The 23,946-nt window shown below is 66.9% G+C and carries 28 protein-coding genes; 10 read left to right on the forward strand and 18 right to left on the reverse strand.

From position 1 onward, the window contains the following. Positions 1-156: 156 nt before the first annotated feature. From E5675_RS21550 to E5675_RS16240, 6 genes are all read right to left on the reverse strand, one after another. Entirely contained in the window at positions 157-378 is a 222-nt protein-coding gene (locus E5675_RS21550; protein WP_168707903.1) for a hypothetical protein, read from the reverse strand. A 111-nt stretch (positions 379-489) separates the two neighbouring features. Continuing rightward, complete coding sequence (locus E5675_RS16220) at positions 490-846, reverse strand: hypothetical protein (protein ID WP_136175438.1); 357 nt, start codon at positions 844-846, stop codon at positions 490-492. A gap of 228 nt (positions 847-1,074) precedes the next feature. Beyond that, a complete protein-coding gene (locus E5675_RS16225) occupies positions 1,075-1,785 on the reverse strand; it encodes a lytic transglycosylase domain-containing protein (protein ID WP_136175439.1) in 711 nt (236 codons plus the stop codon). Beyond that, the gene (locus E5675_RS16230) at positions 1,773-2,345 is read right to left on the reverse strand and encodes a S26 family signal peptidase (protein ID WP_136175440.1); all 573 of its coding nucleotides are present in this window, start codon (positions 2,343-2,345) and stop codon (positions 1,773-1,775) included. The genes E5675_RS16225 and E5675_RS16230 overlap by 13 nt, the downstream gene beginning before the upstream one ends. Continuing rightward, positions 2,338-2,607, reverse strand: coding sequence for a helix-turn-helix domain-containing protein (locus E5675_RS16235; protein WP_136175441.1), 270 nt, complete (start codon positions 2,605-2,607; stop codon positions 2,338-2,340). The genes E5675_RS16230 and E5675_RS16235 overlap by 8 nt, the downstream gene beginning before the upstream one ends. 166 nt (positions 2,608-2,773) lie before the next feature. Continuing rightward, entirely contained in the window at positions 2,774-3,097 is a 324-nt protein-coding gene (locus E5675_RS16240) for a DUF736 family protein (RefSeq protein ID WP_136175442.1), read from the reverse strand. 313 nt (positions 3,098-3,410) lie between these two features. On the opposite strand from E5675_RS16240, the gene E5675_RS16245 reads away from it, so the two are divergent. Further along, a complete protein-coding gene (locus E5675_RS16245) occupies positions 3,411-3,821 on the forward strand; it encodes a hypothetical protein (RefSeq protein WP_168707904.1) in 411 nt (136 codons plus the stop codon). Positions 3,822-4,258: 437 nt separating this feature from the next. Here E5675_RS16245 and E5675_RS16250 read toward each other — a convergent pair whose 3' ends face one another. The 3 genes from E5675_RS16250 to E5675_RS16260 all read right to left on the reverse strand — a co-directional run bounded on the left by E5675_RS16250 (position 4,259) and on the right by E5675_RS16260 (position 5,462). Beyond that, positions 4,259-4,690: a hypothetical protein gene (locus E5675_RS16250; protein WP_136175444.1), complete on the reverse strand. Its 432-nt coding sequence runs from the start codon at positions 4,688-4,690 to the stop codon at positions 4,259-4,261. Continuing rightward, on the reverse strand, positions 4,681-5,190 hold the full coding sequence (locus E5675_RS16255; protein WP_136175445.1) for a hypothetical protein: 510 nt from the start codon (positions 5,188-5,190) through the stop codon (positions 4,681-4,683). The genes E5675_RS16250 and E5675_RS16255 overlap by 10 nt, the downstream gene beginning before the upstream one ends. A 74-nt stretch (positions 5,191-5,264) precedes the next feature. Further along, on the reverse strand, positions 5,265-5,462 hold the full coding sequence (locus E5675_RS16260; RefSeq protein ID WP_136175446.1) for a hypothetical protein: 198 nt from the start codon (positions 5,460-5,462) through the stop codon (positions 5,265-5,267). 470 nt (positions 5,463-5,932) lie between these two features. On the opposite strand from E5675_RS16260, the gene E5675_RS16265 reads away from it, so the two are divergent. The 5 genes from E5675_RS16265 to E5675_RS16285 all read left to right on the forward strand — a co-directional run bounded on the left by E5675_RS16265 (position 5,933) and on the right by E5675_RS16285 (position 7,935). Beyond that, positions 5,933-6,487, forward strand: a complete 555-nt coding sequence (locus E5675_RS16265; protein ID WP_136175447.1) for a helix-turn-helix transcriptional regulator — start codon at positions 5,933-5,935, stop codon at positions 6,485-6,487. Between the two features lie 32 nt (positions 6,488-6,519). Further along, positions 6,520-6,888 carry a hypothetical protein gene (locus E5675_RS16270; protein ID WP_136175448.1) on the forward strand — a complete coding sequence of 123 codons (369 nt, stop codon included), beginning with the start codon at positions 6,520-6,522 and terminating at the stop codon, positions 6,886-6,888. Positions 6,889-6,932: 44 nt separating this feature from the next. Beyond that, positions 6,933-7,400 carry a hypothetical protein gene (locus E5675_RS16275; protein WP_136175449.1) on the forward strand — a complete coding sequence of 156 codons (468 nt, stop codon included), beginning with the start codon at positions 6,933-6,935 and terminating at the stop codon, positions 7,398-7,400. Next, the gene (locus E5675_RS16280; protein WP_136175450.1) at positions 7,400-7,636 is read left to right on the forward strand and encodes a hypothetical protein; all 237 of its coding nucleotides are present in this window, start codon (positions 7,400-7,402) and stop codon (positions 7,634-7,636) included. Before E5675_RS16275 ends, E5675_RS16280 begins: the two co-directional genes overlap by 1 nt. A gap of 65 nt (positions 7,637-7,701) precedes the next feature. Next, complete coding sequence (locus tag E5675_RS16285) at positions 7,702-7,935, forward strand: hypothetical protein (protein ID WP_168707905.1); 234 nt, start codon at positions 7,702-7,704, stop codon at positions 7,933-7,935. 4 nt (positions 7,936-7,939) lie between these two features. On the opposite strand, the gene E5675_RS16290 is transcribed toward E5675_RS16285, so the two are convergent. The 4 genes from E5675_RS16290 to E5675_RS16305 form a co-directional block, all read right to left on the reverse strand. Then, entirely contained in the window at positions 7,940-8,584 is a 645-nt protein-coding gene (locus E5675_RS16290; RefSeq protein WP_168707906.1) for a hypothetical protein, read from the reverse strand. Between the two features lie 341 nt (positions 8,585-8,925). Next, positions 8,926-10,725 (reverse strand): ParB/RepB/Spo0J family partition protein, encoded by a 1,800-nt coding sequence (locus E5675_RS16295; RefSeq protein WP_136175453.1) that lies wholly within the window; start codon positions 10,723-10,725, stop codon positions 8,926-8,928. Positions 10,726-10,810: 85 nt separating this feature from the next. Further along, positions 10,811-11,254 (reverse strand): DUF2958 domain-containing protein, encoded by a 444-nt coding sequence (locus E5675_RS16300; RefSeq protein ID WP_136176536.1) that lies wholly within the window; start codon positions 11,252-11,254, stop codon positions 10,811-10,813. Beyond that, entirely contained in the window at positions 11,254-12,231 is a 978-nt protein-coding gene (locus E5675_RS16305) for a zincin-like metallopeptidase domain-containing protein (RefSeq protein ID WP_247594897.1), read from the reverse strand. The genes E5675_RS16300 and E5675_RS16305 overlap by 1 nt, the downstream gene beginning before the upstream one ends. 1,060 nt (positions 12,232-13,291) lie before the next feature. Here E5675_RS16305 and E5675_RS16310 point away from each other — a divergent pair. The 4 genes from E5675_RS16310 to E5675_RS16325 are packed head-to-tail and all read left to right on the forward strand — an operon-like array spanning position 13,292 to position 19,754. Continuing rightward, a complete protein-coding gene (locus E5675_RS16310) occupies positions 13,292-13,876 on the forward strand; it encodes a sigma-70 family RNA polymerase sigma factor (RefSeq protein WP_168707907.1) in 585 nt (194 codons plus the stop codon). Next, the gene (locus E5675_RS16315; protein WP_136175456.1) at positions 13,873-14,805 is read left to right on the forward strand and encodes a FecR domain-containing protein; all 933 of its coding nucleotides are present in this window, start codon (positions 13,873-13,875) and stop codon (positions 14,803-14,805) included. The genes E5675_RS16310 and E5675_RS16315 overlap by 4 nt, the downstream gene beginning before the upstream one ends. A 60-nt stretch (positions 14,806-14,865) precedes the next feature. Beyond that, entirely contained in the window at positions 14,866-17,790 is a 2,925-nt protein-coding gene (locus E5675_RS16320) for a TonB-dependent receptor (RefSeq protein WP_136175457.1), read from the forward strand. After that, a complete protein-coding gene (locus E5675_RS16325) occupies positions 17,784-19,754 on the forward strand; it encodes an Atxe2 family lasso peptide isopeptidase (protein ID WP_136175458.1) in 1,971 nt (656 codons plus the stop codon). The genes E5675_RS16320 and E5675_RS16325 overlap by 7 nt, the downstream gene beginning before the upstream one ends. 45 nt (positions 19,755-19,799) lie before the next feature. Here the strand turns inward: E5675_RS16325 and E5675_RS16330 are convergent, their stop codons facing one another. From E5675_RS16330 to E5675_RS16345, 5 genes are all read right to left on the reverse strand, one after another. Continuing rightward, the gene (locus tag E5675_RS16330; protein ID WP_136175459.1) at positions 19,800-21,476 is read right to left on the reverse strand and encodes an asparagine synthase-related protein; all 1,677 of its coding nucleotides are present in this window, start codon (positions 21,474-21,476) and stop codon (positions 19,800-19,802) included. After that, entirely contained in the window at positions 21,473-22,135 is a 663-nt protein-coding gene (locus E5675_RS16335; RefSeq protein ID WP_136175460.1) for a lasso peptide biosynthesis B2 protein, read from the reverse strand. The genes E5675_RS16330 and E5675_RS16335 overlap by 4 nt, the downstream gene beginning before the upstream one ends. Before the next feature lie 48 nt (positions 22,136-22,183). Further along, on the reverse strand, positions 22,184-22,315 hold the full coding sequence (locus E5675_RS21930; RefSeq protein ID WP_281727858.1) for a hypothetical protein: 132 nt from the start codon (positions 22,313-22,315) through the stop codon (positions 22,184-22,186). A 98-nt stretch (positions 22,316-22,413) separates the two neighbouring features. Next, the gene (locus E5675_RS16340; protein WP_136175461.1) at positions 22,414-23,037 is read right to left on the reverse strand and encodes a GntR family transcriptional regulator; all 624 of its coding nucleotides are present in this window, start codon (positions 23,035-23,037) and stop codon (positions 22,414-22,416) included. Then, positions 23,034-23,936, reverse strand: a complete 903-nt coding sequence (locus E5675_RS16345) for a phytanoyl-CoA dioxygenase family protein (protein WP_136175462.1) — start codon at positions 23,934-23,936, stop codon at positions 23,034-23,036. Before E5675_RS16345 ends, E5675_RS16340 begins: the two co-directional genes overlap by 4 nt. Between the last annotated feature and the right edge of the window lie 10 nt (positions 23,937-23,946).

Raw genomic sequence — 23,946 nt, forward strand, 5'->3', positions numbered from 1 at the left:
CCAACCCCCCGCCACGTCGCGGGAACCCGCGGCATAGCGGCGCTCGGCCTCCACAAACGCAGAGCAGTCCCCAAGAAAAAGGATGTGCAGACAGTCGCATAGCCGCCCTCGGGGGGCTCTGCCTTTATCTTGCCATCGAGCGTCCCCGTCCCATGGTCACGCATATTTCTCGAGCACCGACTTGACCGCCTCACCCATCCAGGTGCGCCGCCAGAACACCCGCTCGCAGCTTTCCTCCCAGTCCCGCCAGCATTCGATTTCGAACAGGCCCTTGGGAAGGACGTCGGCTTCATCGAAATCGAGCACGCCGGAAAGGACGAGGTCACGCTGCTCGCGATTAAGGCTAATGGCTATGCGTCGGGGCGAAGGAACAGGCATGACGTCGCTCCGGATCGATGCCGCACGGCGCCCGAAGCGCCAGCGCAGATGAGGAAAAAAGGAAGGAGCAGCGCCGCTTCGGCGCCGCTCCCGCGCGCGATCTTCGCCGCTTCAATCGATGCTTTCGAAGGCGCGCTCGGCCTCGCCCCGCCGCTCGAACCGCCGCAGCCCGGCCAAGGCCTCGACGCCGTCGAACGCGTCCACAAGCACGACCGCGACATAGAAGAGGCCATCGAGAAATCCGAAAACCGCCACCTGGTCGAGCACCTCGCCTTCTTCTTCAAGTCGCTCATAGGTGCCGATCCAGCGTTCGCGCTGCCGCGCTTCCCAATAGAAGTCGGCGCCCTCGGCTTCGATGAAATGGCGTGCGAGACCTTCCGCTGCGCTCCGTCCGAATGCGCCTTCGAGCCCCGAAACCAGCCGTTCGAACACCCCGTCCGAAGCCTTTGCGATAGCGATGGCGCCCATGATTTCCTCCTTGAACAAGCGATCCCAAAGTCGGGAACCTGTCCTCGGGGACGGGGGGCGGCGCGGCTGTCAGGGCCGCGCGAAGCGCGCCGCGAAGCGGCGGTGGGGGAGCCGATTTTCGAAGAAAATTGGGGGTACCGCCGGCCTTGCACAGCCGCGCCGCCGCCCGTCATACTCGGCCTTGCCGAGACGAGCCCCACCCTCCCGGCCTTGCCCGGCGCCGCGCGGTTACGGTTCATCGGCCGGTGCCGGTTTGCGCAGCAGGAAGAGCGATTCCGCCGGCGCCCCGGCGACATCCCGCTGGTCTCCTGCGCGCTGCGCCGGGCTCGTTTCGAGCGCGTCGTTATTTACGAGAGATGCGCGGGCCGGAACGGCTCGGCGCGAGAGGAAAATCGGATCGATCGGGCCCGCCGCGACGGCTCGCACCCCATCACGCGCCGCGTACGCGCCACGCCGCGCGGGCACCCCGCCGGTGATCTTTGCGACATATTCGCGCGTCTCGCGCGGCAGCGGGCGCCGCCGCGCGAGATAGTCGCCGTAGCGTCCGGGTCCGGCATTATAGGCAGCGAAGAGCCCCGGATATCCGAAGCGATCGTACATTTCGCGAAGATAGGCGGTACCCGCGACGATATTGTCGCGCGCATCGTACGGGTCTGGTCCGAGCCGGTAGCGCGCGCGCAGGTTCGCCCATGTCGCAGGCATGACCTGCATCAGCCCCATGGCCCCGGCGTGGCTGGTGATCGGCTTGCCTCCGAGGTGCGTGCGGCCGCCGCTCTCGGCCTCGATGACCCGCAGCACCCACGCTTCGGGAAGGCCGAAGCGCGCGGCGGCCTCGCCGACATGGGCGCGCCAGTCGCTTTCGGCGGCGGCAAGGCCCGGGGCGTATCCGAACGCCAGCGCAAGCGCCAAGGCCGCCGCCGCGCGGCTCAGCGCGCCCATAGCAGATGCGCCTTGCCAAGAATGTCGCGCGCGCGCGTCGCGCCGAAATAGCGCCCGTCGAACGAGGCGTCTTCGCCCGCCATGAGCAGAAACGCATCGTCCCGTCCGAGCCGCAGACAGCCCTCCCACCAGGGAAGGATGCGTCCGCGTGCGTCGCGCGCGCGCCGTGTAACGGCGGGTTCGCCGTTGATCGATACCATGGGCCCGCGCGCGCAAATCCGGTCGCCGCGCGCCGCGACGACGCGCTTCACGAGCGGCACATTGGCGGGCAGATAGTGGCGGCGAGCGGCGAGCGCGCGCCACGGTTCGGGCGTTCGCGCCACCACCATATCGCCCGCCGCGACGGGCACGCCGGGGCTGACGACATAGAATCCGACCGGCGCGCTGGCGCTCGCGTTCCACACGAGGCGCGGGACCGGCGGCATCGCGATCGTAGCGCCGAGCGCGGCGATTCCGAGAGCGCCAATCGCGAGACGGAGGCGGATTTGCTCGCGCCGGGTTCGCGCCGCGCGGATCGCATTGCCCCATGCGACATGCGGCAGATCGCGGCGTTCAGCCATCGCGCTTCTCCCCCCTCGACCGCGCGCGGTCAGCTTCCGCGGCCACCTCCGACGTCGAGCGCGACCAGAGGACGAGATCGTCGATGAGGTAACGGACATAGCGGCTGTGGCGGCGGTAACGCGGCCCCTTTCCGGTCTTTCGCAATGCCTTCATGCGCCAGGCCGAGACGCCGAGATAGGCGGCCGCCTGTTCGGTGTTGAGGTAGGGCGTGCCCCGCACCATGCCGCGCGCCCTTGCAATTTCATCGTCGTCGTCGGCCATGTCGGCTTCCTCCATCGTCTCCACGGATGACGGCGGCGGCCCATATCGGGACACGCCGCGTCGTCCCGAAGATCGCGGTCGCCGCCCCCGGCGGGGAGGCTCGAAAACGACATTATGAAAAAACGAGCCCCCCGCGGCGGACGCGCGGGGGGAGTTGAGCCGGTGCTCAGTCGGCGGGATTCCAGATCACGGCATAGGTGTCGTCATCGTCCTGCCCGGCGGCACGGCCGAGGTTCGCATAGAGCCGGCGCGGCCCGAATTCGGGGGCGGCGAGGCTCAGCGACACATAGGTCTTGCCCGATACTTCGCCGGTCCGGACCCAGCCCGCGCCGATCTCGACGCCCTCGGAAAAGACCCGGAAATCGGGCTGGACGTCGCTCCCCTTGTTGCGGTTCGGGCTGATCTCGATACTCGCCCGGATCGAGAGCGTCTTGAGTTGGCCCACGAAACCCTTCTCGATGGTGCCGTTCACAAATCCGATAGCTGCCATTGTTCGTCTCCTTCATCGCTGCCGGAGACCGTCTCCGGAGCGTGAGCAGAGACAGGCCGGGCGCCCGGGGACCGGGGCGCACCCGAGGGGCCGCAGCGTCAGCGGAGGACGGACGGGGCCGGCCTTTTTTGGCCGCGGAACGCGGCGGCGCGAGGAGCCCGCGGCAAGCGGGCGGGGAAAAAAGCCGGCGCCGCCCGTTGCGCCCCGGTCCGCGCCCGGCCAGACCGCTCACCCGGCTCCGGACAGTCGCCGGCGAGAACGGCTAGCGACGAGCAGCAAAAGATTTTCTGCTGAACGGTCCATCGAAAAGGGCATGGCCAGCATCGCGCGAACGCGGCAAGGCGCAGCGATGTGCCACCGGATTCGCGTGGAGAAGGGCGTGCTGCCCGGACCGAAAATTCGCGCGACATCGGCTGGGCGAGGAAAGAATATGGATGGACGGGCCGAACTTCTGATCGCGGGCGACCATGGCGATCTCGACACGATCGCCGCGCGCAGCGCGGGCATCTGGATCGGGCTCGCGCTCGACGACAGCGTGCATGCCGCGCTGAGGCGCGACGGGCTCGACCCCGCCGCGCTGCGGCTGTCGGGCCCCCATCCGTTCGATTTTGCGACCGCTCCCGACGGCGGCATCCGCGTCACCGCGCGCGCGATCGATGATGTCGGCGCCGAGGCGCTTCTCGATCTGTTCCGCGTAAATTTTCTCCGCCGCCTGTTCGGCTAATCGAGGCGCGTCGCAGGCAGGCGCGCCGAATTCGGGCGTAACCAATGCGCGGTATCAGCCTAAAAGCGTGCGAATGGCGGCGATTGCGCCGGCGACGAACGAGCCCCCCACGACCATGGTTGCCAGCCAGAATTCGATGGCGAGGGCACGCGACCTCCATTTGGATTCGGGTTTCATAGGCGCGATCGTGCCAGCGCCGGACGATATAGGAAAGGCTTCGCTTCGTCGCGGCCGATGCGGCCTTCAACCGCGCAAACTTGCCGCGATTGCGCAGCGCGCCGGCGCGATCCCTTCAAATTCGTGCATTCGAAGCCTGTACAACCTGCTTCGGGACGATGCGGCCCGTCAGGTTCACGCTGCGAAAGGACACTCCGGAAGCAGTGCGGCGCAGGCCGCTCTGTGCGGCTGCCTCGACCTACGGGGAACACGCCCGCGGTTCAGCGGCAGCGATGCCCTTGCCAGTAGCGGTCCCAGCGCGCGGCCTGGCCATCGCGGACCATTGCACAGCTGATGTCTCCCGAGCGCGGCGATGTGCAAAATGCGGCGGTTCGATTGCCGCCGGCGCCGCCTGCCGAGCGGCAGCGCAATGTGGGGCCGTTGAGCAATATATGTCCGGTCGCGCGCGTGCCGGTGCGCTCGCCGAGTAGCGATACGAGATGGTCGCGTGCGGCCACCGGATCGGCGGCGGGGCAAGGGTGGCCCGGACGGCACGACCCGTCCATTTCGCGCGCAGCGATGCCCGAGAGGCGGATGTGCGGCCCCTCGGCGCACCATATCGGCCCGTCGCCGTCCCAGACGGCGACGGGCGTACAATCGAAGGATTGACCTTCGGAAACGACCGCGGCGAACAAAAGCAGGATCACCGGTATTTGGTTACCATGATCGGATCGGCGGTAAAGACATTGACGATCTGCCCCGGCACCATCGTTGCCGACTTGCCCGTGATGATGGCGGCGCCGAGAAGCGCGCCGGCGGTGTTTCCGCGACCTTCCTGCCGATGCATGCCGCGCAGCTTGTAATTGGCCTGGTTCACGCGCACCCAGTCGAACGACAGCTCGAACTTCGCCGATTTGCCGACGATGCCCTTGCCCGTGCGCCAGGTCACCTGCGCCTCGACCGGCGAGCCGCGCGGAATGACGACGACACCCTGATATTCGACATCGTTCACGACGAGGAACTCGCGCGTCGTGCCTTCCTTCATCTTCTTCGACGTGATCTCGGACGCGGGCGTAACCTGCACCAATGTGTTGACAGGAAGCGTGACGGTTTGCGCGGCCGTTGCGGGCGCGGGCGCGGGCGCGGGCACCTCCTGTGCAAGGGCGGGCGATGCGGCGGCAAGCGCCCCGCCTAGGACAAATATGGATTTCATGAAATACTCCCCCCGAATCGCTCGATCGCGATCCTTCTGCGCGGCGATTCTAGGGCGAATATCTTGTCGTTATGTCAATCGCCGGTCGCATCCGCTTTGGCGGCAACGCCGCTCTCCTCGATCGATCGGCGCAGTCCTTCGGGGGTCGCCGACCATAGCGCGGCGCGCTTCTCGATCTCCTCTGACGTGAGCACGGTGCCGTCGTTCAGCGTCTCGATCCGCACCCGCGCAATGCCGGTCTTGCGCGCGATCGTATCCCAAGACGTGCACATCTGCCCGAACCATGCGTCGAGCCGATGGTCGCCGTCGGCGATGCCGCTCGCGACCGGGTGATCAGGCGAACAATCCGCGACTCGCTTTTCGACCCGGGCGCTCGCTCTTTCGATAGACCGGGTCGGGCGCTCGCCGAAAAGAGGACAGGACGCCCGCATTGTCCGGGCCTGGCCGCATTATTTCGGCCTGAGCCGCTTCTGTCGCGGCGTTATGGCGCGCAGCGTGGCGCTATGTTCCCTAAAATGCTCGTCATATTCTCTGGAAATGCTCGTGGGTGCGCTGTCGGTGAGGATCACGTGCGGAAATTGCCGATGCCCGACATTCACGAACGGAAACGCCAATCGCGACGGCAGCGATAAAAATCTTCCCGGTCGAGGCCGAAGCCAACTTGCGTTACCGACAGCTTAACCAAAGCTTGATTGAGGCGACCTGATGACGGCATTATGCCCGGTATGGGCAGGCAAAGCAGATGAATGAAGAACCTTCCCCCGACGACATAGGCAGGCTGCTCGCAAAGCTGACGCCTGCCGAGAGCCGGTGCCTCGAATTGGTCCCCAAGGGTCTCACTTCAAAAGAGATCGCGCGAGAAACCGGCTTTTCTCCCCACACTGTCGACGCATATCTGAAAACGGCGGCCGCCAAGCTTCGCGTCACCAAGCGAAGCGTTGCTGCGCAGATGCTGGCAACCGCCAGAAGCCGCGAAATACCAAATTTGGTATATGAAAATTCGGCCATTCCGAATGCCGTGGGTTTCGCCGACAAGGGTGCGTCGGCAGGGGAAGGCGACGGACCTGGCGGCCTCAAACATCGCGAACTGTTCAATTCGGAATCGGTAAATTCCGAGCGCAAACCCGCATGGCTTGAGCCTCATCATCCGATCGCCAAATTCTTTGGAGGCGAGAACAGACTTCCATTGGCAAGGCGCGCGGCGTGGGTCGTCGCGCTGACCATAGGAATCGGGATCGGATTTGGCGGACTGGTGAGTGGTTTGCTGCAATTGTCCCGGCTTTTCTCGTCGCCATGATCGAGTGCGCGAATGCGCGCGAAGGGGGAAACATGCTGAAAAAACGTCTCGCGGCGGCCAATGGCGTCGCTACCAAGCTTTCGGACGCCGAGCGCGCGATCGATGATGCCATCGCGAAGGTCGGCGCCTTGATGACCCACCTGCCGGAAGCGCAATCGGCCGCGAACGTTTCGCCGGTCGTCGGCGACAACGCCTATGACGATCTTCAGGCCGCGATCAGTTCGCTCTTCACCACACGGTCGCGAATGGTCGCCTTTCACCACAAGGTGGACGACATTCGCAACCAGATGGGCCTTCGCCGTTTTCGCATCGTCGGCACGGGCGATGCCGCGAAAATTCTCGAACCGCAGGGATTGAATGACGACGCCGCGACAAGCTCCGGCGACGTGCGGGCCGCTTGAACCCTCGTAACCCCGGATCGTGAAAAAACCGAAGAGATGCCAAGATGATCTGGGGTTACATCTATATCGGCCTGATCGCGTCGGCGACGGCCTATATAATATGGGCTGGTGACTGGGAGACCCGCCTTGCGATCGCGACCCTCGTCTTCGGATCGGCGATGACGCTTCTCGCCGTGTACCTGTCGGGTCATTATTTCCGGTCGGCGGATCTCCTTCTCGTTTCCCTCGACTTTCTCGTCTTTGCTGCCTTCTTCAGCCATATGGCGATAAGCCGGCGCCATTGGACGCTCGTGCTCCCCGCGCTCCAATTGATCACCTGTCTCACCCATATCGCGAAGTTCACCGCGCCCGAGATCGTCCCGAAGATCTATTCGGCGGGCCAGGGCTTCTGGGCCTATCCGCAGATGGCCATCATATTGGCCGCGGCCTATTGGCAGCGTGCCTACAAGAAATACGATATGGCGCGCGAGAGGCGCGACACCCTCTCAGCACCCACAAAAGGGACATCGTGATGGGCGAGCCTTTTGCACCGCGCACGGCTGATTATCTGTTTCGGTCAACCGCCGTTCTCAGGAGCGTCGAGGCCGGGTGCAGGACCATTGCCGATCTCGAGCACGCGACGGCATTGCCGCAAACGACGATCGTTCGCATCGCTGCCAAGCTCGTCGAAGACAATATACTGACGGCCCGCTGGGTGCGGGGAGACGTGGAACTGTCGATGGCGGCGAGGGCGGAGCTTCGCGGCTGAGCGCCTTTTCGGTTTCGCTCCGCAACCGCATTTGATAAATGGCACCGCCTTGCCTGCCACCTGGCTTGATCGAGGCGACAATTGCGCCGGGGGGTGTCTTGGTAGAAATTCGCGATCCAGTCGCTGTCCGCGCGGTACGAGACCGGCTGAAGCTCGAGCTCGAGGAGCTGGATCGCCTCGGCGAAAGCATGGCGGCGATCGAGCTGAATGCCGCCATCGAGGCGCTCAACAAGCGGCTGGGCGAAGAAACGAGTGCGAGCGACATCGCCAAGCTGAAACAGCGACATTTCCGCAACTGACGGGCTAGCTGTCCTCCAGCTCGTCGAAATAGGCATCCAGTTGAAGGCGCGAGGCGTCGCTGATCGCGACGAATATGCGCCGCCCATCGGCCTGATCGGGCACTCGGACGATTTGCCCGCTGTCGGCCAGCGTCTTCAGCCACCGCAGCGCCGTCGTGGCAGGCACTGCCGCGGCGATACAGGCGCTTGAGACCGAAATGTGCCGCTCTTCATAATCGGCCGCATAGAGGTCGAGCAAAATATCCCAGGCCGGATCGGCGAACAGGTCCGGCGGGAAAAAACGATCGCGCTGGCGCCGTTTCTTGATTTCGCTTCGAACAAGGCGCGCCCGCGCCCTGCGGTGCTGCATGACAGGGCTGAGCTGACCATGAAGTGCTGGCGAAAACGAGCGCGGCGCAGAACCGGCCTGTGCGATGTCGGTTTCATTCCGGCTCTCGATCGGTTCCATTGTGAAGCCGAGAAGGCTGCACAGCCGGCGAAGCTCATTCTCCACGAACGCTGCCTTGTCGCCCGCATAATCCGCCGAAACGGGCTGATTGCCGATTTGATGCTCCATATCCACCCCCGCATCTGTGACGTCATGAATATGCCCCATAGTGGCGCAGGAATCCGCCTTATCATCGTCCAATGCGGCGAGAAATGGTGCCAAACTGGCAGCGTCGGCGTCGGCTCACTCCGTTAACCGCCGGGCAGAAACGAGAGCGATGTGACACCTCGACGTCAATAACAGGGCAGGGCAGGAGTTGGCAGACCCGCTCAAAACCGCAAGTGAGCTGCCGAAACTCATCTAGCGGATGCCGCTCGGCCGTGTGCCGCGCGCCGAAGCCGCGCACGGCAAGGCGCGCAAAAAAAGAAAAATCCATCGCGCCGTTCCGAGCCGCGTCAGCGGCGAGGAACGGCGCGATGGCTCGAAAGCACCTCTGCCCGCCCCGGCTTGGCCCTCCATCCGGCGGCCTAAAAAGGGCGGGCGCGCTACCGCCCGCCCTCCTTTCACGCCGCGAGCGGCGGGATCTCGGCGGCGTCCTCGCCCCCTTCGTCAGGCTCCCGCGCAACGCCTTCTGCGATCTCGGCGCCGAACCCATATTCGAGATCGGCGGCCCAGCGCGCATGCGCCTTGACGCTTCCGACCCCGCCGCGCGCCGTATAGGCCTCGGGCGGGAAGGCCATCCAGCGCGGCGCCCAGGGCGCGACTTGTTCGCGCCCGTTCGCGCCGCCCAGAAGATCGGCGATGATCGCTTTCAGCGCATTCGCCTTCTCCTTTTCATTGGCGCTCGCGACCGCTTCTCCCGCGACGTCGCCGACGATGGCGAGCAGGACTTCGCGGTCGCGAAGCTGGCCGAAAAAGGCTGTATCGGCGCGCCAGTGACGCCGCATGTCGGTCCCCAGATAAAAGCCGATCGCCTCGACCGCCTCGTGCCCCGCCATAAGCGTTTCGCCCATCACAATTCCCACGATCTCCAGCACCACAGGCTCGGGAAGTTCGAGAAGTCGCGCAAAGATCGCCGCAAAAGGGGGCCGGTGCCCCGGCGCCCCCGTCACGGTCGGCGTCTCGGCGTCGAAGCCCAATACGCCCAGCACCGCGCGCCGCTGCTTGTCGAACGCGGCTTCGGCGGGCGCGGTTTCGACGCTCTCGGCGATCTCCTCCTTGGGCGCGCGCTGCGCCTCGATATCGACGCGGTAATGGCCGCAGCCCGCGACGACATGCGCGAGCATCGCGCGGAGCGCGACCCCGCCGTAGCGCGCGAGATCGGCGCGCACGGCGGCATGGCGATGCAGATCGATATAGGCGTTCAACGCCGATGTGACCTCGGGGCGCACCGCTTTGGGTTCGGGTTGGCTCGCACTAAGCTCGCCGCGCGCCGCTTCCTTGGCGGTGAGATAGCCCTCGTGGAAGCTGACCTCGCCATTGTCGCGCACCTCGACATAGATGCGCCCGCCTTTGCGCTTAGGTGCATGGGCATGGTCCCACGACCGGAACCAGTCGCCTTTCGCCATGACGACGACGTCGGACCACCCGGCCTCGATATAGGCCACCTTGCGCGCCTCGATCTCCGCCATCTGGAGCGCCCAGAATTGGTCGGCGTCAGCGAAGAAACTCTCTTCGCCGAAGAGGTCGGAGACGATGGCCGCGCCGCTCGCCGCGACGTCGAACAACGCGCGCGACACGGCAATCGCGGCGCCGCCGAACAGCCACGCTTTCAATTGATGGCCGGTCGGACAATAGGCTTCGCGGTCGTCGAACAATGCGAGCCATGCGGTCTGCTGGCTTTTCGAGGCGAGGGTCAGGTGCCGCACGGTGGCCGCGTCGATCTCGCCGCCGCGATAGAGGTTGCGGATGCGCGGCACGAGATTGCCGAGCGCGAGAATGCGCTTCACCGCCGCCGGTTCGAATCCGAAGGTGTCGGCTACGTCTTGCGCGCTGCGCCCCGACTTGACCAAGGAGACGAACGCCTCCCACTGCCCGACCTCGTCGGGGGCGACGCGCGCGAGATTTTCGAGGATCGAGGCTTCGAGCGCGTCGGCGTCGTCGCCGTCATCGAGGATCGCGCACGGCAGCGGGCGGGCGCGAGCGCCATCGCGAACTACCGCGTTCGCGGCGGTGAAGCGCCGCCGCCCCGCGACGATTTCGAAGTGGCCATCGCTCCCATTGGGCCGCACGAGCAGCGGCACTAGGATGCCGCGCTTCGCGATGCTGGGGAGGATATCGGCGACATCGGGGTCCTTGCCCTTGTGGCGCATATTGGTCTTGGCGATCGACAGCTTGTCGAGGTCGATAAAATCGAGTTTCATGATCGTTGCTCCGTGTGAGCGCCGGTCCCGCTTTGAGTGAATGCGGAGCGGGACCGGCAAAATGACGGCGAAACGCGCCGCCGCGTCAGCTGCCTTCGCCGCGCGCCTCCCTCTCGGGTCCGGTCGGCGGGTCGGGCAGAAGCTGGTCGAGTTTGCGGCGCAGAAGCGCCTTTTCGGCGAGCTGGATCGAGCCGAGGCGGCGTGCCGCGTCTGTCCAGAGCGAGAGCGGCGCGAGCGGATCGAAATGAAGATCGCGCTCGATGCCGAGACCGAAGGGAAGCCGAACGGCCGCAATTTCGGCGAGCGAGAAGCAGCCGAGTTCGGGGCAACCGAAACCGAGATCGGCGAGGCCGAACAGCGTATCGCCGTCGCCGTCGATCTCGCTCGCGAGCCATGTCGCCGCGCCTACGGGCGAGAAGAATTTGACGACGGGCCACGGATCGAAGTGGGTTTCGCGCGCGCGGTGAATGCGGCTCGAATGGCCGTTGAGATTGAGCGCGAAGCGAAGATCGGTGGGAATGAGGGTCATCATTCCGCCTCCCCGCGCGCGGTCGCAGCCGCGCCGCGATGGCTTTCGGGCAGTCCCGCCATGATCGGCGCTGCGTCCGGTGCGAAAGCGAGCAGATAGTCGGCGGCCTTCGAAGCGAGGCTCGCGGCCTTGAAGATCGCGCGCGTGTCGGCGCGCATGATCGCGAGCCACGCGCCGACATAATCGGCGTGGCGCACGGTGGGGCGAATGCCGAGCGCAGCGCAAAGAAAGGCGCTCGCGAGTTCGGCGCACAATTCCTCGCGGCCATAGGCGGCGCTGCCGAAGCACCCGGTCTGGTCGCGGCCGAGCCGCGAGGCGTGGCCGGTCCAGTGGCCAAGCTCGTGGAGCGCGGTACGATAATAATCGATCTGCTGAAAGAAGGCCTGCTGCGGCGGCAGCGCGACATAATCGCCCGATGGCGAATAATAGGCCTCGTTGCCGCCGATACGGATATCGGCGCCGGTCGCGGCGATCAGCCTTTGGGCAACCGGAATCGTTTCGCGGGGAAGGGGGACGCTATCGGACGTGGTGCAGCGCTCGGGAAGCCCGTCGACCTGCCCGACATTGAACACGGTGAAACGCTTGAGAAAGGGCACCATCGGCGTGTCGCCGCCCTCGCCGCCGCAAGCTCCGCCGCGCGCGCCGCCTCGTGGGCCTTCGGTCGAGATCGCGCTGCCGCCGTCTCCGTCTTTCGGCGTAAAACGCGCGGCATAGAAGATCGTGGTGCCCTTCTCGCCCTTGCGGACCTGACCGCCTGCGGCGAGCGCTTGACGGAAGGTCAGCCAGCCTTGCGCGGCAAAGCCGCGCTGCACCGCTTCGGCCCACAATATGAGGATATTGATGCCCGAATAGCTGCGCCCCGTGTCGGCATTGCGCGGCAAGCCGGGAGCGAAGTCGGTCGCATCCCAAGGCTGCGTCCAAGGAACGCGGCCCGCTTCGAGCTCGGCGACGATGCGCGCGGTCACCTCGTCATAAATCGACCCGCGCGCTTCGCCGCTGCCGCTTGCACTGGCGCCGTCTCGCCTCGCGCCATTTTTCTTGGTTCTGTCCGGCGCGGCGCACGGGCGCCGCGCGCCCTCGCCGCGCGCGGAAGCGCGCGCTGCATCGGCTACGGCAAGGAGCGAAGGGTGCGGGAATGCGTTCACGGGGGCGTCTCCTCCTGACCAAAATCCGCCGCGGCCGGCCCCGGGCAGCGGGGCGGGCGGCGAACCCGCGGTCAGAGGGACCGCCATCCGAGGCGGCCGCGCACCCGAAGGGCCGAAGCGAAGCGGAGGAGCCGGCCCTGAGCGAAGCCGAAGGACGGCTTGCGCGGGCGCCGGGCGGTCCCACAGACCGGGCGCCGCCCGCACCGGTGTCCTACTTGCCGGCCCACCAAAACGACGCCGCGCCCGGCGCGGCGTCATCAGCCGGGCTGCGTCGCTACGAAATTTGTTCGAACCCGCCGCGCGCAGCGATACTTACCGGTCCACCCGACAGATTCGGCTTCGATCCGGCCCGAAGGGCCCGCCAACTCGCGCCCTTGGCGAGCCGCAGGCGCGGCGGCGTGCGCGCGCAGCTGTGCTTAGCCGCCGCCGTGCCAAGACCTGCGAGACCAAGAGCGCAGCGCGGCCAACCGTGCGACGCGCGACCTCTGGCGGCGCCTGCCGCCGCCGGTGCGCGCACCACCCGGGCCGCGCTCATCAGCTGTCACTTTTGATTCCAGTGCTCTGTCAGGCGGAGTCCAATCCGGCATAACCCCCCGGCGGCACCCCGCCCCGTCCGGATCCGGTCCATTGTCGAGACGTCGCCCCACAGACTCTTGCCCTTACGGAACAGCCGGTTATGCTGGTCCGGCATCGGGCAGCGAAGCGCCGGATGCCGGAGCGTGAGAACTCCGTTCGAGAGTGAATGTCCCTGAAATGCCATCTCGCCGGGTGGCCGTCTGCGCATGTCCAAGCCCTCGGGCCAAAGGCGGCGGCGCGGGTTTCTCGACCTGTTCTCAACGCCCGGCTTTCCCGCCTCGCCGCCCTCCAAGGGAATTGGCACAGGCGCACGGCGATGGACTATGACGACAGCGACAGCGAGGACCGGCGCGGCATAGCCGCCGCCGATCCCCTGCCGCCCGACGACTGGCACGGACACGGTCGCACCGCGCGCGCCGCGGCCGCCTATGCGGCGCATGAGCCCGAGCTCACGCGCTTCTTCCGCCGCCGCGCCGCGAGCCAGGACGTCGGCGATCTCGTGCAGGAGCTATTCCGCCGCTTCGTCTCGGGCCGCTTCTCCGCGCCGCTTCCCGCCGAGGAGACAAGACCCTATCTGTTCGACAGCGCGCGCAATCTGCTCGCCGAGCGGGCGCGGCGCGACGACCGCCGCCGCACCGCCGCCCATGTGGAATATGACGACTCCGAGACCGCCGACCATTGCCCGCACGAGCGGCTCGAGATGCGCGACGAACTTGCGCGCGTCGAACGCGCCATTTCGAAGCTGAAACCCAGGACGCGAGACATATTCCTGATGCACAGGTTCGAGGGACTGAGTTATGAGGAGATCGGCGCGGAGATGGGAATGACGGCAAAGGGCGTGGAAAAGCAGATGGCGAAGGCGTTCATCGCGATCCGCCGCGCGCGCTCGGGGCGCCGGTGAGCCGCGAGAGCGAGGCGGGACATTGGTACGCCCGGATGCACGGGCCCGACGCCGAGTCCAGCCGCGCGGCGTTCGAGGCGTGGCGGCGCGACCCCGCCAACGCCGCCGCTTATGGCGCCTACGAGGATGACTGGAAACTGATCGGCCGCATCGCGCCGGCGCCGCGCGCGCGCAGCCGCAGCGAACGCGAAGCCGCGCGTTTCGCACCCGGCGGTACGCGCTGGGCGCTCGCCACCGCGGCGGCGATGATCGTCGCGCTCCTCTTCGCCTGGAAGATCGACCGTCGCGCCGAAACGCCGCAGATCGCGAGTGGGCCGATGCTGCCCGGCCAGCTCCGTCTCGCCGACGGCACCACGGTCGCGCTGATGGACGGCGCCTGGACCGAGCCGCACTATTCAAAGAGCGAACGGCGCCTCGTCGTCCACGGCGGCCGCGCGCGCTTCGATGTCGCGCATGACGCGAGGCGCCCTTTCATCGTCGTCGCGGGCAATAGCGAGATCCGGGCGCTCGGCACGATCTTCGAGGTCGACACCCGCGCCGCTGCGCCGCGCGTCACGCTCATCCGCGGCGCCGTCGAGGTTCGTCTCGCCGGGACGTCCGATGCGATCCGGCTTTCTCCCGGCGAAAGCGCCGAAGTTCTCGCCGCCGGCCCCCGCCGCCTGCCCGAGATGATATCGCCCGTCTCGGCGACCCTGATCGACGCCGACAAGCTCCCGCTCGGCGTCGTGATCGACCGCGCGAACCGGGCGAACGCGGTCCCGATCCGGCTCGCCGATCCGGCGCTGGCGTCGCTCGAACTCAGCGGCCGCTTCGATCTCGCGAATAGTGCGGCGCTCGCGCGCAAGCTTGCCGCCGCGCTCGATCTCGCGGTCGAGGTGCAGCCCCATGACATCGTCCTGAAGGCGCCTCCACAAAAACGGGGGGAATAGTCCGCCCCCATCATTCCCGCATCCCAGACGGCCATCGCGGCCGCAATCTGGGAGGGAAATATGAGAATTCGGACCATCGCCGCCGTCCTCGCGGCTTCGACGTCGGCTGCGGCGCTTTACGCCCCCGCGGCTCGCGCGCAGCAAAGCGAAGCGCGATACGACATCCCCGCGCAGGATCTCGCTGCCGCGCTTCGCCGCTACGCGGAGATTTCGGGCAAGCAGGTCATCGCCGCAGAGCAGATCGTCGCAGGCAAACTCAGCACCGCCGTCCGCGGGCGCCTCACGGCGGGCGCGGCACTATCGCGCCTGCTCGCGGGCACGGGCCTGTCGATCGATCTCGTCGAGGGGACGCTCGTCGCGCGCGCGGGAAACGGCGGCGGCGATGCCATTGAACATATTGAGCAGCTCGACGCCGACATTATCGTCACCGGCACCCGCATTCGCGGCACGGGGCCAGTGGGGTCGCCGGTCGCCGTCATCGACCGCGCCGCCTTCGAGCACAGCGGCCGCGCGACCCTCGCCGAGCTCATCCAGACGATCCCGCAGAATTTCTCGGGCGGGCCGACCGAGGCGGTCTCGGGCTCGACGGCGCGCGGCAATGCCGGAACCAACCTCGGTTTCGGTTCGGGGATCAATCTGCGCGGTCTCGGCAGCGGCTCTACGCTCACCCTCTTCGACAATGGCCGGCCGGCGCTCGGCGGGGGCGCCGGGGCGTTCACCGATCTTTCGCTCGTGCCTTCAGTCGCGATCGAAAGTATCGAGATCCTGACCGACGGCGCATCGGCGATCTACGGATCCGACGCGATCGCGGGCGTCGTGAATATCAGGTTCCGCAACCGGTACGAGGGGTTCGAGGCACGGCTGCGCGCCGGCACCGCCGATGGCGATTTCGGCGAGGTCCAGCTCAGCCAGATCGCGGGAGCGGGCTGGGACGGCGGCAATCTCACGCTCGCCGCCGAATATTATCGCCGCGGCAACCTACCTTCGTCGAGGCGGGCCTTTGCGACCGAGGATCTACGCCCGTTCGGCGGCCCCGATCTCCGCTCGAACTTCGCCAATCCGGGGTCGATCGTCGCGGCAAACGGCCAGGTCTTCGGCATCCCGCGCGGACAGGACGGAACGCGCCTCACCCGCGCCGACCTTGTTCCCGGCGGGTTCAATCGCGGCGACACGCGCCGCAACATCGACATCCTTCCGCGCCAGGAAACGAAGAGCCTCTACCTCTCGGCCGAGCAGGACCTCGCTCCCACCATCTCGGTCTTCGCGCGCGCGCTTTACGCCGACCGGCGGTTCGAGACCCGCCGCCGCCTGTTCGGCATCCAGGCGCAAAGGGTGACGAGCGCCAATCCCTATTATGTCGATCCGATCGGGACCGGCCAGCCGATCACCGTCTATTATGATCCGGCGGCCGATTTCGGACCCGAGGGGACGCGCGGCCGCGCCCGCGCTTTCAACAGCAGCTTCGGTGCGCGGGCCGATGTCGGCGACTGGTCGGTCGAGCTGTCCGGAGGCTATGGGCTCCAGCGCGAACATGACGAGGGCGTCAACGTCGTTCACCGCCTGAAGCTCCAGCGCGCCGCTGCAGCCACGACCACCGCGACTGCCATCAATCTTTTCGGCGATGGCGGGGTCAACGACCCCGCGCTGATCGACAGCCTTCGCGGCGGCCAAACGCGCGACGTCCGGTACGAGGTGCTTTCGGCCGCGCTCCGCGCCGACGGCACGCTGTTCGCGCTGCCCGCCGGGGACGTCAAGGCGGCCTTCGGCGCCGAGTATCGCCGCGACCGGCTGCGCTACCATGCGCTCATCGACGTCACATCGGACGAACCGGTCGTCTCGACGATCCCGGGTCTGCCCGACCAGCGCGCCGTGAAAGCGCTCTATGGCGAGATCGTCGTTCCGGCCTTCGATGCGGGCGCGCAGTTTCCGGGCGCCCTCACCCTCTCCGCCGCCGGACGCTATGAAGATTATTCGGATGTCGGCGATACCGCCAATCCGAAGTTCGGCGCCCGCTGGGTTCCGCTGAGCGGCGTGACGCTGCGCGCCTCCTATGGCCGCTCGTTCCGCGCGCCCTATTTCACCGAGCTCGTCGGTGCCGCCAACGCGCTTTACCAGACGCTGCGCCTCCCCGATCCCAAGTCGCCGACAGGGCAAACGACCGCCCTCGGCCTCTTCGGCTTCCGGCCCGATCTCGGCCCCGAAAAGGCGCGGAGCTGGACCGCGGGCGTCGATCTCGAACCGCGCTTCGCACCGGGTCTCAGGCTCTCGGCGACCTGGTTCGATATCGCCTATCGCGACCGAATCGCGAGCGCCAATTTCGATCTCCAGAATTTCCTCGTCCGGCGCGATATCTACGGATCGCTCGTCGACGACGCGCCCGACCCAGCGCTCGTGTCGGCCTATTTCGCCGATCCGAGCTTCTCCAATCCGCTCGGGGTCACGCCGACCGCGATCGGCGCGATCGTCGACGGACGGACGCTGAACCTTTCGAGCGCCACCGTCCGGGGCATCGATTTCGACCTCACCTTCGCCCGCCCCCTTGCCGCCGGCCGGGTTACGCTGTCGCTCGGGGGAACGCGCATGCTCAAGATCGGCAGCAAGGTGACCGATGCGGCGCCCGAGCAGAACGTCCTCGCGACGCTCGGGAATCCGGTCAAGCTGCGGCTGCGCGGACGCGCGGGCCTGGAGTTCGGCGCTTTCGACGGCGGCATCGCCGTCAATCATGTCGGGGGCTATCGCAACCTCACCGTGACCCCCGCCGAGCCCGTGAAGAGCTGGACGACGTTCGACCTGCAGCTTGGCACGCGGATCGCGGCGAGTGCGAGCGGGCGCAGTCTCCGGCTTGCGCTCAGCATCAACAATCTATTCGACAAGGCGCCGCCCTATGTGCGCTTCCTGACCAGCAATTCGGCTTTCGGTTACGACCCCGAGCAGGCCAGCGCCATCGGCCGCATGGCCGCGCTGCAGGCGGTGATCGCATGGTGATGCTGTCCGCCTTGCTTGCAGCGGCCGCAGCCCCGGCGCAGGCGCCCGGTGGCGAGCGACTTCCCGTCGCGGTCCGGGACATTGTCGAGGTTGCCGAGATTTCGGGCGTGGCTCTCTCTCCCGACGGGCGGCAGGTCGCCTATCGCATCGGCCGGCCTTCGATCGCCGACAATGATGTGCGGCTCGACTGGTATGTCGTCCCCGTCGATGGCGGCGTACCGACGCACATCGGCAGCGGCGGTGCCGCGCGGTTCGGCGGCGCCGGCGCGATCCGCGAGCAATCTCCGGTCTGGGACTCGGATTCGAAGGGGCTGCGCTTCCTCGCGCTCCGCGACGGCGCCGTCGGCCTGTGGCATTGGCGCACCGATAGCGGACTTGCCGCCGAGCTCGTTCCGGATGCCGACATCATCGCGTTCCAACCCGCGGCGGAGGGACAGGCCATCCGATATGTGACGGGGGCGACCCGCGCCGCCATCGCCGCTGCGGAGCGCTCTGCTTATGACAACGGGACGCTCGTCGACCATCGGCTCGATCCCATGGAGCCGATCGCCGGCGGCGGGATCGAAGGCGGCAAGCGCGTCATGATGCGGCTGCCTGGCGCCTGGTTCACACGCGAGCGCATCCTGTCCGACGCACCGCGCACCTCGACGCTCCTGCCGGTGGCGATCGGCGCCGTCGGTGGCGCCGGTCCGCAGGGGGAGAAGGCCGATAGCGCGGGCGGGAGCCGCGCCGAAATCGGCGACGGCACAGATATTATCGTCACGCGCCCGGACGGCAGGCGCCTCGCCTGCCGCGCCGCGCCCTGCCGCGATGGGAAGATTGTCGCCCTTGCATGGCGTCCAGGCTTCGACGAACTCATCCTCTTCGAACGGACCGGCAGCGCGCGCGAGCAGCTCTGGCTATGGCGTGTCGGGTCGACCAAAGCGCGGCAACTAGCTGCCGTCGACGGGGCGCAGCGCTCGGCGGATCGTCCGCCGCGCTGCACCTTCGGCCGCGAGCGGTTCGTGTGCGCCGTGGCCGGACCCGACAGCCCCCCGCGGCTCGTCGCCCTGTCCTATTCGGACCCCGCGCGGCGCGTCCTCGACGATCCGAACCGCGCCCTTCGCGCGCGCATCTCGGTCACCGCGAGAGCGATGCGCTGGCCGCGCGGCGTGACCGGCATCTTGCTCACCCCGAAGAATGCGGTGCGGCCATTGCCATTGGTCATCCAATATTATCGCTGCCCGGGCTTTCTGAAGGGCGGCATCGGCGATGAGATTCCGATGTTGCCGCTCGTGGAGCACGGCATCGCGGTGCTGTGCATGGACCGCGTAAGGGCGCCGAAGGAAGCGGGCACCGAGGCGAGCTATGCGCTCGCGCTGGCCGACATCGACGGCGCCGTAGGCGCTCTCGTCGACGAGGGCCTGGTCGACCCCGGACGGGTCGGGATCGGCGGGCTCAGCTTCGGCTCCGAGGTCGCCTTCTACGGCATCCGCAACACCCGTCGCTTTGCCGCCGCGACGCTCGCCTCCGGACAAATGTCGCCCGCCTATTATTGGGCGAATGCCCTCCCGGGACGCGGTTTCGCCGCCATGCTCAAGGAGTATTGGAAGATCGGCGATCCGGATAGCGACCCCGCAGGCTGGCGGCGGCTTTCCGCAGTCTATGATGTCGGGCCGATCGATACGCCGCTGCTGATGCAGCTTCCCGAGAGCGAGGCGCGCTACGTGCTCGAGCTTCACACCAAGCTGAAGCTCGCCGGCAAGCCGGCGGAACTCTTCGCCTTCGCCGACGAGCCGCACATCAAAAAGCAGCCGGCGCACAAGCGCGCCGTCTATGAGCGCAATCTCGACTGGTACCGCTTTTGGCTGAAAGGCGAAGAGGATAGCGATCCCGCCAAGACGGACCAATATCGCCGGTGGCGGGGCTATCGGGCGGCTGCGACCGCGCCCGTGGCTGCGGCCTCGCTTCCTCCGTCACCCTGACTCTCCCGGGTGCGCTTCCTCTCCTTGCCTGGTCCCCGTGTGGGCTCAGAGGGAGCGCACCCAGCGCTCGACGTCGGCAATCTGCAAGAGGCGGATATAGACGGCGTCGAGCGCGTTCGCCGGGCGGTGCAGCGCCGCGTCGATCGCATCGCTGTCGAGGATGCCCGCCGCGGCGAGCCAGCCACCCAGCAGAAACTGGCGTAGCGCCGGCCGGTTTGCGTCGAAGGCCGGTGCGAACAGCGAGTCCACCCGCCCCTTGGTCCGCCGGTCGCGGACGATCGGCGGGAGCAGCTCCGCAAACGCCGCTCGCGCCAACGACCGGTCATGTCCCCCCGCGCTCCATTGCCAGGTCGCGACCGAGAGCCCGAACTCGGCGAGCGGCTGCGAGAGGAGCGGCGCAATCATCGGCATCTCGAGCGCGCGATCATAGCCATCGAGGAAGGGCTGGATCGGCAACATGGCGCGCCCGTACCCGAACTGCCCGGCGCTTACGCCACGACCCGAAGCCAACCACGGGTGCGGCGGCTGCGATGTCGCGTAGCGCGCCGACAGGAATGCCGAATCGGCGGGCCAGTCGGGCGGCCGCACGATACACCGGCGGGCGGCGAGACGCAGCGCCCGCCACAGGCTGTCACCCGTGAGGTCGGCAAGATCGGCCGCAGCCTTCATTCCGGACCGGACACCGGCGAAGCGGAAGGCGTCGATTACGGGTCCGACCCGCCGGATATAGCCGAATATATTGTCGCCGCCGGCGCCGCTGAAGATCGCGTCGGCGCCGTAATCGCGCGCCGCTTTGAGCAACGCCGCGTTGCTCGATCGCAGCAATCCAAAGCCCGCCGGCCGTACCCGTACATGCTCGGGTAGCGCCAGCGGATCGCCGGCGTCGCCCGGCAGCATGATTTCCACGAGCGGCGCTCCGGCCGCTTGCGCTGCGGCGCGCGCATAGATGCGTTCGTCGCCCGAAGCGCCTTCGGTCGCGAGGTTGACCGCGCGCCAGTCCGGTCGGCCGCCCAGCGACACCGCGACGATCGAACTGTCGAGGCCGCCCGACAGTTCGAGCTGGACGCGCGGAAAGCGCGACGCCCACGCCGCAACGACCGATTGGACGACCTCGCGCAATTCCTCCGGCGCTACCACCCTCGGGCGCCGACCGACATAGCTCCACGGCGACCATGCGCATCTCGGTTCACCCGCTTCGCCAAGGGCCGCGATCTCTCCCGCCAATATCTCTCTCACCCCCGTCAGCCCCGTTGCCGGACCACGAAGAAGCGGAAAGCGAAGATGCGCATCGAGCGCGGCCGGGTCGGGGTGTGTCAGCGCGTGGCCCAACGCGCGCGCAAGCGCGAGGTCGGTAAAGATGCACGCGCTGCCCGAACCCGCATGGTGATAGAGGGCCGGTCCGGTCGATGGGGATCGCAGGATCCGAACGCTGCCGTTGCCGCCAACCCATGCGAGCAGATAATTGCCCCAGAGATTATCGATGGCCCATTTGCCGTCGGTGCTGGTAATCCGCTGCGCGTCCGCCCGGTCGATCGCGAGCAGCGAGCTGAAGGTCTGGCGGCGGAACGCATAGCCGGCGAGCAACAGACCATGTTGGAGGCTCAGCGGCTGCGCGTCCGTGCCGACGATGCGCGCCTTGCCGAGCCGACCATAATCCTTGAGTCCGGGAGGCAGGATGCTCGCCTCGTCCCACCCGGTCTCGATTGCGAGGTTGTGGCTCATAGCCGGAATACCGGCGAGAATTCGGCCACGACGGCGGCCGGGTCGGTCAATAGAAGACCGCCCGACTGCACCCAGCAATGCGCGGCAAAGGGATCGAGGCGGACGCCGAAATAAACGTCGGCATCGAAATGGCGGCGCCAGAGACATGTCATCAGCGCCAGCGAGTCCTGTACGCACCGGCGTTTCGAAGGATAATAACGCATCCCCTGCTGAAAGGCCCGGACGAGGTCCGCGAGCGAAGAAGGCTCGGCCGGATCGAAGGGGCCCGCTCGCGTTCGCAATGCCCTCCAGCGAGCCATCGTCCTCGAGAGGCCGGCAAAATCCATCCAGCGAGCGGCCATCATGCGTGCCGTCAGGATTTCCAAGACGCCGGGCTCGCAAGTCGCTCGCGAGAATGAAATCGTCTCGACGACGCTCGCGATGACAGGTGCCGCAACGACCGGCGCGATGGGTCCCGAGCCGCTCACTATGATGCCCCGACGAGACAATCGTTCGAACGCCGCCGGCGTGTTGTCTGACCACTCACCTTCCGTAAGAGCGCGGAGGGTATCGGTCTCGGCCTTTCCGAGGCGGAGATAGCGGTCGGCGGCGATGTCGAGGACAACGGCATCCGCGCCGACAAAGCCGAAGCTGATGTGGGGAGCGAGGGTGTAGGCCATGGCCGGCGAAAGGCGCGGTCGCGAAGAGCGACCGCGCCCCGTCGATCGTCAGTCAGCGCTGATGCCGCCGCCGAGCTTCAGATCGTGGCCGATCTGCTCGGGCACCGGGAACTCGTCGCCCAGCGTCTCGACGCTGGCGATGCCGAGTTCTTCGATCGCTTCGTTGTCATTCGGGTTCATGAGAACCTCCTTGTGCAACCGCCGCGAAATTGCGGCATTCACAAGCGTAAAAGGCCGTTTCCGAATAGGAATTTTATACGACTCAAATAGTTCGAATATTATCTGAGCGGCGGTTCGCGCGGCCTGAGTTCGGCGACGACGCGGCCCGCAAGCAAGGCGCGGCGCCGGTGGAAACGCGTGATCTTCGCGCGGAGCGCGCTCCAGCGACCGAAGCGCCGGTCCTCGTCGATCGCGGCAATATCGCTCCGGCAATTGGGGTCGACCTTGAGTTCGGCGCTCCGCACGACGTGGCAGCGATCGACGGCATTCGCGACGGCGTGGCGCAATTCGCGGTTCGCGCTGAGCCAGCCGACAGCGCGGAAAGCACTCGCAATCTCCTCGGGATAATCGCGGGGGTCGCTGCCGCCGAACGCCGGCGCCGCCACCAGCGGCGCCTCCTCCTGCCCCGCCAGCGCCAGAAGCAGCAGCGATGCACACCAGGCATAGAGATCGTGAAGGTCGGCCTCGATCGTCATCGGCTGGCGAAACCCCTCCTGATGCCAGCTGTCGATGAGCCGCTCGCCCGCCAGCCGGTGCAAGGCATCGCGGACCGGGGTCGCGCTGGCCGAGACCGTGCCGGCGAGTTGCACCGGGTCGAGCCGTTCACCCGGTGCATAATCGCCGCGGATCACCCGGGCCTTCAACTCGGCATAGACGCGCTCCATCGTGGGTCCGGGACTCATGGCGTGTGCCTCGCGCCCGCTTCGGCGGCCTGCGCCGCCACATGGCCTTCGAGCAAAAGCGCCTGTTCGGGCCTGAGCGCGTCGATCGCGGCGAGCGGGTCGGCAGGATAGCCGTCGAACAGCACCGACGGACACTGGCCTTCGAAATTGCCGAGATTGGGACGGTGCTGCACATATCCCGCGAGTTCCGACAGCGGCCGCGAAAAGGTCCGCGCGACCTCAGGCGGATAGGCGAGCCAGGGGTTTTCGTAAGGCTTGAGCCAGCCGAGGCAGTAGCTGATGATGATCCCGCGCCGCACGCCGCAACTCCGATTGGCACCGGCTCCGTGCAAGGTCGAACCGAGGAAGGCGATCGCATCGCCGGGATGCGCTTCTGCGGCGATCGCCGGGCCCTCGCCGGTGTCGCTCTCGAACCGCATACCATGGCTTCCGGGCCAGATCAGAGTCGCCCCATTTTCGGCGGTGAAGGGGGTGAGGGGCCAGATGAAATTGACGAGATATTCGGTCCGTCCCTGCTCGCCCATCCACATCTGCTGGTCGCGGTGAGGAAATTGCGCCAGCGCGCCCGGGTGAAGCTCGATCGCCTGGGTGAGGTTGAGCTGGATACGCTCGCACCACGGCCCGAGCGCCGCTTCGGCGAGCGCAAGAATATCGGGATGGCGCACGAGCCGCTCGATGTGCGGCGAGCGGATCAGCAAGCGACCGAAGCGCTTGGTTCGCTCGCCGTAGAAGCCTCCCTCGCAAAAGGGCGTCCGTTGGAATCGGTCGGCGAGATCGGCTTCGATCTCGGCGACGAACCCTGGTTCGACGACGCCGCGCAGAATGTCATAGCCGTCCTCGAGGAGGCCATTGCCATTCGCGGGCCCGCTCGCTGGCACGGGTAGCAACGCACAGGTCATAATCCCTCTC

Source organism: Sphingopyxis sp. PAMC25046, assembly GCF_004795895.1.
Classification (GTDB): domain Bacteria; phylum Pseudomonadota; class Alphaproteobacteria; order Sphingomonadales; family Sphingomonadaceae; genus Sphingopyxis.